Origin of the sequence: uncultured Thiodictyon sp. (genome assembly GCF_903828115.1) — a bacterium.
Lineage (GTDB): Bacteria > Pseudomonadota > Gammaproteobacteria > Chromatiales > Chromatiaceae > Thiodictyon.
This window is the reverse complement of sequence record NZ_CAIKKU010000281.1, coordinates 1-4,257: the sequence shown is the minus strand read 5'-3', so window position 1 is coordinate 4,257 and position 4,257 is coordinate 1. Positions and strand designations below refer to the sequence as shown.

Genomic DNA, 4,257 nt, shown 5'->3' with positions numbered 1-4,257 from the left:
GGCATCGTCCGTGGCCAGTAGCCCAGATCGGCGGTGCTCGCCGGACCCGGTCGCTGCTGCGGGGTCAATCCTGCGCCGCCGTCGCGCCGACATCACCGCCGCCTCAGTGCCGGACACCAGCGCGTGCGCCACGGACCCCACGCCGACGCCGACCTCCCCGTCTGCCCGCCGCTCCGCACCGTTCGCAGCTTCGCGACCTCGATCATGCGGTATGATCCCGGCCGACCGGAACGCTGGCCCCGGGCTGACCAACCAGTCTGGCTGAGGAATGGCGCTAATCACCCCTCGCTATTGGTGTTATTAAAAACGATGTCGCCAGGGAGTAGAGAATATCGTTGAATCTCCTTGCCCGAAGGCGAAACGCTCTTGATGCCATCAAGACTGATTTTGCCTTCGGGCGTTACGTTATGTGTGCGGATCTGTCCGACCGAGGCACCGAATTTTGGACTTTGGGCAAATCCAGCCTGGATGTCAGCGACGACGCTACGCAGTGCAATCTTTTTCCACTTATCAGGAACAACCATTATGCGTCCTCAACCATTGCTAGCAATTCATCCAGTCCCTCCGCCATTGCCTGTTCTTGTTTCTTCAGATCTCGAATCAAGTCCGCGACGGTGTCCTCCTTTTTGTTTGAGGCGAAGCTGAACGGTTTGTACTGTCCCGCGGAGAGGTTCCAGGCCCGGGCCTCGATGCAATCGGGGTCGAGCAGGCTGGCGTCGAGATCGCCGTCGTCGTTGTACAGAGAGAGTGACGCGGCATACTCAGGCCGTACTTCGCCCTCTTCATCGTGGGAGCCCCGCAAGGTTCCACTTGTGTCCTGCCAGTCCTCTACTACGGCATATCTGCGTACCGGCGCCGTCCAACTCTTGGCTTCCGTCAGGGCAGCATCCCGCCGCGTGACATCAGTGGATCGCAGCATCACGTCGTAACCATCCAGTTTGGCATAAGCGGTAGCGATGGTCTTGGCCTCCTCGATGAACTGCTGTTCTTGCCAGGTCGTCAGCGGGATTTCCTGTCCTGTTGATAATTCGATTCTGACTTTTTCTGCCTGCCGATCATATTCGGTTCTGATGGCTGCCTGATAAATTGGCCAAGCCAGCACATCCTCGCGCTCGAACAGCTCCTTGATATCCTTGGACAGGCAATTGCGATTGAACAGGATGCGTGCCTTCTTCATCTCCGCGGCGACGAGTCTGTCCCGGTCCGCCTCCGTTTCCAGTCCGGGAAGCTGGGCGGACGCCCCTCGGACATTCCATAGGAGCAGCTGTCGGATGAGGGTCTGGATGGGCTCCACCTGTTCGGCCTCCACCTGCTGCTGCGCCTCCACCGGGTCCGCCGGCAGCCCGAATAGCTCCGTGATGGACGCGACCTGATCCTTCCAGTTGCTCAGATCCCGATTGTCAGGGAAGGCCGCGAGTGCTGCATCGCCCACCAGCCGCCAGCGCTCGGTGCGGTACTGGGGCTGGTAATAGGCCAGCGCGTCCAAGTCATGGTCCTGGCGTCGTTTGAACTTGGCTACCGCATCCCAGAGGTCATTGTCCTGCCCCTTGCGCTCCTGACGCTTGGCGTCCGGTGTGTAGCACTCGTCCTGGACCTCGTAGAACCAGACGCTTTGGGTGCGGGGCGGTTGGTTGGCCCGCGCCTTCCAACTGGCACGTGCCTGGGCCTTGGCGGTCTCCTTCTGGAAGATCAGGATCGCGGTCTTGACGCCGGTATAGGGCTGAAAGGCCCCGCCGGGCAGCGAGATGACGCCCTCCACCAGGTGCTCTGTGAGCAGTTCACGGCGCAGCGCCTGGTGGGCATCGGTGCCGCCAAACAGAACGCCTTCCGGGACTATGACGGCGCAGCGCCCGCCCACCTTGAGCAGGTCGAGCATCAACCAGACGAAGAGCAACTCGCTCTTGTTGGTAATGGCTAGTTCCGCCTTCTTGCCCCGCTCGGCGGCGCGAGGAAAGAGGGAGACTTCCAGGTCTGCGGTATCGACTGTTCCGGTGAAGGGGGGATTGGCGAACACCCGATCGTAGCTTTCGGAGACGATGAGTCGCAGGATGGGTTCATCGCCTTCCTCCTCTTTACGCCGGGCCAGGCTGTCGCGCTGGTGGATCTGGGGGTTCTCGATCCCGTGCAGGATCATGTTCATCCAGCCGATGCGCACCATGGTGCGGTCGTTGTCGAAGCCGACGTAGTTCAGCCCATTGAAGACCTGGTCCCAGGTCTCGATCAGACCGGAGCCGTCTGCCCGGTGGGGGGTGCCGTCCCATTCCAGCAGCAGTTTCTCGGTGTCGGTGTGGCGTTGCAGTAGGTGGCCGATGGCGGAGAAGAGGAAGCCGCCGGTACCGGCGGCCGGGTCGACGATGCGCATTCCGGGCTGCGGATCGAGCAGATCTACCATGACCCGGATGATATGACGCGGGGTCCGGAACTGGCCGTTCTTGCCGGCGGTGGCGATCTCCGAGAGCAGGTACTCGAAGGTGTCGCCCATGATGTCATCGTTGACGGTAGCGGAATCGACATGGCCGAAGAGGTCGTCGATGAGCTTCACGGCATCGGTCAGGATCGCGCCCTTGTTGGGGTCGAGTTGGAAATAGGCGTCGCTCATGCGCTTTCCGATGGTGCCGAGGTTGGATCGGGCACCGGGTCTGGCGCCGCTGCGGGCATCGGCCTTGGCGATGACGGCCTCGATGTTGCGCAGCCACGGGAAGACGACGTCGCGCAGGTGCGGGATGTCGTTCGGCTGCTGGCGAATATAGGTCCAGCGGCACTGGTCGGCGTCCTTGAAAAACTGGGGGTCGTAGATGGACGCCTTGCCGTCGGCCACGCGCTTGGCATCCACCCCTTCAAGCCGCTTGAGGAACAAGAGATAGGTGATCTGCTCGATGGCGACCAAGGGGTTGGTGATACCGGCGGTCCAGAACTTATTCCAGAGGTCGTCGACCTTGCGTTTGAGATGCGGGGCGAGCATGGGCGTGGGCGTCCGGGGGCGCGGGAATGGCGGTCAGGCGGCATCGACGAGGCGGTTGGCGAAGTCGAGGATCTCGTTGATCTGCGCCGGTTTGAACAGTGTCTCGACCCGGCCGACGCGGGCCAGTGGCGAGCGGTCCAATTGGTCGCGGGTGAGTCGGGCGTGCTGAAGCACGGCGGCGCGGATGGCGCGCAGGAAGTTGATCTGGCTGGCGCTCAAGTCGCCGTGGTCCTGGATGAACTGCTCGAAGGCGGCGCGGATGCGCTCCTCCCAACTGGGCAGGTGGCGCAGTTCCAGGATGTGGCGCATGAAGTCGGTGAGGTTGGCGGCAGGCTGCTCGTAGAGTTCCCGCAGCACCTCCTCGGTGACGAACAGGTCCGATTGGTTGAGTGCGCGGGTCAGGGTGGCGAGGTCGTCTCCGTCGGGGGCGTCGCCGCGCTTGAGCTTGATCAGGGCGGGCTGGGACTCGGCCAGGCGACGAATGTCGGCCTCGACCCGTTCGCGGTAGCCGTCGGCGAAGGCGCCCTCGCCGGCGGGGCCGTAGATGATCCAACGGCGCGTGCTGATCTGGTCCGGCAGGTCCAGTTCGATGATCTCGGGGCGCTGGCTTTGACGGAAGCGCATCAAGGGGGCGAAGGTGTCTTGCAGGGTTTGCAGGCGCTCCAAGTCCAGGTGCGCCCAGAAGCCGGGGCTGCGAACCCAGGCGCGTTGCTCGGCGACGGCCGCGACCTCGCGGACGGTGTCGGCGAGGTTGCCGACGGTTTCGCGCGCCCGCTCGGCGAGGCGGGCGACCTCGTCGTCCCGCACCGACAGCCAGGCGCAGGTGAGTCGTTCGCAGAGGACGCGAAACTGGATCTCCACCAAGGCCTCGGTCCAGTCGAAACGCATCAGCGGGGCTATGGTCTGGGACAGGTGGTGGTCGCTGGCCTGACCCGGTTGCGGCCAAGTCTGCTGGAGTCGGCGCAGTTCGTCCAGGTGCGGCTGGATGTTGATGTTGTCCTGCGGGAGCCGGGCGAGTTGGGCGCGCAGGTCGGCGATGATGCCCTGGTCGTCGAGCCGGCGGGCGACCTGAAGGGTGCGACGCTCCAGGCGCAGTCGGAACCAGGGCAATTGCATCAAAAATCCCTAATATTAGCCGTTCCCGATTTAGCCCAGTCTTAGGTGATTTCTGTTAAAAATATTACCCGAGAATAGGCTTGATAAAAATGTCATATTTTGGCAAGGTCGGGCTGCGCTTCAACCGTGCTTCGACGTCTTCCATCAATTTCTTCGATAGGCTGATGCCCTTTTCATAG

3 protein-coding genes are annotated in these 4,257 nt (G+C 62.5%); all 3 read right to left on the bottom strand.

Annotated features, from left to right (window positions below; all coding sequences use genetic code 11):
* Positions 1-278: 278 nt before the first annotated feature.
* From QZY48_RS10455 to QZY48_RS10445, 3 genes are read right to left on the bottom strand one after another with little or no spacing between them, the layout of a single operon-like run.
* Positions 279-524 (bottom strand): hypothetical protein, encoded by a 246-nt coding sequence (locus QZY48_RS10455; protein WP_295430770.1) that lies wholly within the window; start codon positions 522-524, stop codon positions 279-281.
* Positions 524-2,962 (bottom strand): class I SAM-dependent DNA methyltransferase, encoded by a 2,439-nt coding sequence (locus QZY48_RS10450; RefSeq protein ID WP_295430769.1) that lies wholly within the window; start codon positions 2,960-2,962, stop codon positions 524-526. The genes QZY48_RS10455 and QZY48_RS10450 overlap by 1 nt, the downstream gene beginning before the upstream one ends.
* A 33-nt stretch (positions 2,963-2,995) precedes the next feature.
* The gene (locus QZY48_RS10445) at positions 2,996-4,078 is read right to left on the bottom strand and encodes a type I restriction-modification enzyme R subunit C-terminal domain-containing protein (RefSeq protein WP_295430768.1); all 1,083 of its coding nucleotides are present in this window, start codon (positions 4,076-4,078) and stop codon (positions 2,996-2,998) included.
* Positions 4,079-4,257 lie beyond the last annotated feature (179 nt).